3 protein-coding genes are annotated in these 3,510 nt (G+C 71.4%); 2 read left to right on the forward strand and 1 reads right to left on the reverse strand.

All coding sequences use genetic code 11. From position 1 onward, the window contains the following. Together FOE67_RS20105 and FOE67_RS20110 are read left to right on the forward strand one after the other, a co-directional pair. Positions 1-795 (forward strand): ATP-dependent DNA helicase (locus FOE67_RS20105; protein WP_182666244.1); only part of this gene is annotated, 795 nt, incomplete at its 5' end. A 396-nt stretch (positions 796-1,191) separates the two neighbouring features. After that, positions 1,192-2,502: a citrate synthase gene (locus FOE67_RS20110; protein WP_323385118.1), complete on the forward strand. Its 1,311-nt coding sequence runs from the start codon at positions 1,192-1,194 to the stop codon at positions 2,500-2,502. A gap of 620 nt (positions 2,503-3,122) precedes the next feature. Here the strand turns inward: FOE67_RS20110 and FOE67_RS20115 are convergent. Beyond that, on the reverse strand, positions 3,123-3,347 hold the full coding sequence (locus FOE67_RS20115; protein ID WP_182666246.1) for a heavy-metal-associated domain-containing protein: 225 nt from the start codon (positions 3,345-3,347) through the stop codon (positions 3,123-3,125). Positions 3,348-3,510 lie beyond the last annotated feature (163 nt).

The raw sequence follows: 3,510 nt of genomic DNA on the forward strand, positions 1-3,510 counted from the left end.
GTGCTGCGGGACCTGCTGGCGGAGGGCGGACCGGTGCCCTCGGTGCGCCTGACCCGGATCTTCCGGCAGGCGCAGCAGTCCGGGGTGGTCACCAACGCCCACCGCATCAACGCCGGCACCCCGCCGTTGACCGCCGGGCTGGACGACTTCTTCCTGTTCGTGGAGGAGGACACCGAGGCGGCCGGGCGGTTGACGGTGGACGTGGCGGCGCGGCGGGTGCCCGCCCGTTTCGGGCTGGACCCTCGCCGGGACGTGCAGGTGCTCACCCCCATGCACCGGGGGCCGGCCGGGGCCGGGGCGCTCAACGGCCTGCTCCAGCAGGAGATCACCCCGCCCCGGCCGGGGTTGCCGGAGAAGCGCTTCGGGGGGCGGATCTTCCGGGTGGGCGACAAGGTCACCCAGATCCGCAACAACTACGACAAGGGGGCCAACGGCGTCTTCAACGGCACGGTGGGGGTCGTGGTGGGGCTGGAGCCCGAGGAGCAGCGGCTGACCGTGCGCACGGACGAGGACGAGGAGGTGCCGTACGACTTCTCCGAGCTGGACGAGTTGACCCACGCCTACGCGGTGACCGTCCATCGCTCGCAGGGCAGCGAGTACCCGTGCGTGGTGATCCCGGTCACCACGAGTGCCTGGATGATGCTCCAGCGGAACCTGCTCTACACGGCGGTGACCCGGGCGAAGCGGCTGGTGGTGCTGGTGGGCTCGCGACGGGCGCTGGGGCAGGCGGTGCGCACGGTCTCGGCCGGTCGGCGGTTCACCGCGCTGGATCACAGATTGGCCGGGAAGGTGTGACCGGCGCCCGGGTGGGGATCACGGGGAGTAACGCATCGAGGTGCCGTCCCGGGCGTGCGCCCAGGGGGACGCCCGGGTGTTCCCGGGCCCCCGGGGGCGCACGGAGCGGGTGAAGGGGCCGGTGGGCGACCGGGGAGCGCGAGGGTGGACGGGTGAATGTCCGATCGGCGGTTCGGGTGGCGATCCGATGAGCCGACAGGGCTTCCCGGGGGGTCCTCCTGCGCCTCCCGGACCACCCCGGGGGCAATCGCCCCGTTTGTCCGGTACCGTTCCGGCACGGCGTGCCAGAAAGGGGGCCATTGGGCGACCCCGAGTGCACCAAGTGGCCCCGGATGGGGGAGAGTGGAACCAGTCAGGGCACCTCGAAGAAGAGGCACTACGTCGGTGAGGGATGACGTGAGCGAACACCGCGCAAGTGACAACGACAGCGCAGTGGTACTGCGGTACGGCGACGGCGAGTACCGCTTCCCGCTGGTGGACAGCACGGTCGGTGACCGTGGCTTCGAGATCGGCAAGCTGCGGGCACAAACCGGTCTGGTGACCCTGGACTCCGGTTACGGCAACACCGCGGCCTACAAATCGGCGATCACCTACCTCGACGGCGAGCAGGGCATCCTGCGCTACCGCGGGTATCCGATCGAGCAGCTGGCGGAGCACGGGACCTTCCTGGAGACCGCCTACCTCCTCATCAACGGCGAGCTTCCCACCGTGGACCAGCTCTCCGCCTTCCGGGGTCAGATCACCCAGCACACGCTCCTCCACGAGGACGTGAAGCGCTTCTACGACGGCTTCCCGCGTGACGCGCACCCGATGGCGATGCTCTCCTCCGTCGTCAGCGCGCTGTCCACCTTCTACCAGGACAGCCACAACCCCTTCGACGAGGCCCAGCGGCACATCTCCACCATCCGCCTGCTGGCCAAGCTCCCCACCATCGCGGCGTACGCCTACAAGAAGTCCATCGGTCACCCCGTGGTCTACCCGCGCAACGACCTCGGCTACGTGGAGAACTTCCTCCGCATGACCTTCTCGGTCCCGGCCGAGGAGTACGACCTGGACCCGGTGGTGGTCGGCGCCCTGGACAAGCTGCTGATCCTGCACGCGGACCACGAGCAGAACTGCTCGACCTCCACCGTGCGGCTGGTGGGCTCCTCCCAGGCCAACCTGTTCGCCTCCATCTCCGCCGGCATCAACGCCCTGTGGGGTCCGCTGCACGGCGGCGCCAACCAGGCGGTGCTGGAGATGCTGGAGCAGATCCGGGAGGCCGGTGGCAACGCCGACGCCTTCCTGGAGAAGGTCAAGAACAAGGAGGACGGCGTCCGCCTGATGGGCTTCGGCCACCGGGTCTACAAGAGCTTCGACCCGCGTGCCAAGATCATCAAGGCCGCCGCCCACGACGTGCTCTCCGCGCTCGGCAAGAACGACGAGCTGCTGGACATCGCGCTGCGGCTGGAGGAGCGCGCGCTGAGCGACGACTACTTCGTCTCGCGCAACCTCTACCCGAACGTTGACTTCTACACCGGCCTGATCTACCGGGCCATGGGCTTCCCGACCACCATGTTCACCGTGCTGTTCGCGCTCGGCCGGCTCCCCGGCTGGATCGCCCAGTGGCACGAGATGATCAAGGAGCCGGGCTCCCGGATCGGCCGCCCGCGCCAGATCTACACCGGTGTGGTCGAGCGGGACTACATCCCGGTCGAGCAGCGCTGAACGGCGGGCCGGAACGACACGGCCCCCGGGTTCCCCGCACGGGACCCGTTCCGCCGATCGGGCGAACGGGTCCCGTGGCGGTTTTCCGGGGGCCGCGGGGTTCCGGCCCCGCGGTGCCCCTTCCGGTCGCCGGGGCACCGCGCGGTGGGCGCGTCCCCGCGGGGGTCCGGGCGGTGTCGCACGGCGCTCCCGGGACGCCCGGGGTGATCGCTTACCGTAGTGACGTGGCTACGATCATGTAATGTGATTCAGATCACACGGGGCTGGGGGCAACTCGGGGCCCCGGGGTCGGTCTAATGGAGTGAGATCGACGTGGTTTCGGCTGGACCCACGTCGGCAGCCGCTCGGACGGGGTCCCGTGGGGGGACGCTCTGCGCCGACGGCAACAAGGCGCCTCGCGCCCGGGCCCTGTGGGGGGACCCGGCGTGGGGCGCCTTTCCGTTGCGGGTCTCGCCTCCGCCGGCCCCCCGGTGCCCTCGGGGCCCCGCGGGGCCGGTCGGCGCGCCCCGCCCGTGCGCGCCGGTGACGCCCTCCGGGCGCTCCCGGCACCCCCCCGGGCGTTCCGACGGCGGTCGGGCTCCTTCCGGGTCCCGGGCCGCCGAAACGCCCGCGGGCGGGGCTCAGGCGGGCCCGACCAGTTCGTACCCGGCCTCGTCCACGGCGGCCCGCACGGAGGTCTCCTCCAGGGGACGGTCGGACTCCACGGTCACCAGGCCCTCGCCCGCCCGGGCGCGCACCGAGGTGACCCCCGGCAGCGCGGAGAGCTCGTCGGAGACCGCCTTCTCGCAGTGGCCGCAGGTCATCCCGGAGACCTTCCAGGTGGTCCGGTGGATCGTCTCGCTCATCGCTTCCTCCTCCTCGTGCGGCCGTGCGGCCGGCGCGGACGGTCCGCTCGCCCCGCCTCCGCGGCGGTGTGCGGCGGGGCGGGTGTCATCGAGGTGCCCACTATACCCCCGGAGGGTATGTGGACGGAGGGGGCGACGCGCCTCGGGGTGCCTCGGGGTCGGG

The organism is Streptomyces calidiresistens (genome assembly GCF_014141525.1).
In the GTDB taxonomy this organism is placed as follows: domain Bacteria; phylum Actinomycetota; class Actinomycetes; order Streptomycetales; family Streptomycetaceae; genus Streptomyces; species Streptomyces calidiresistens.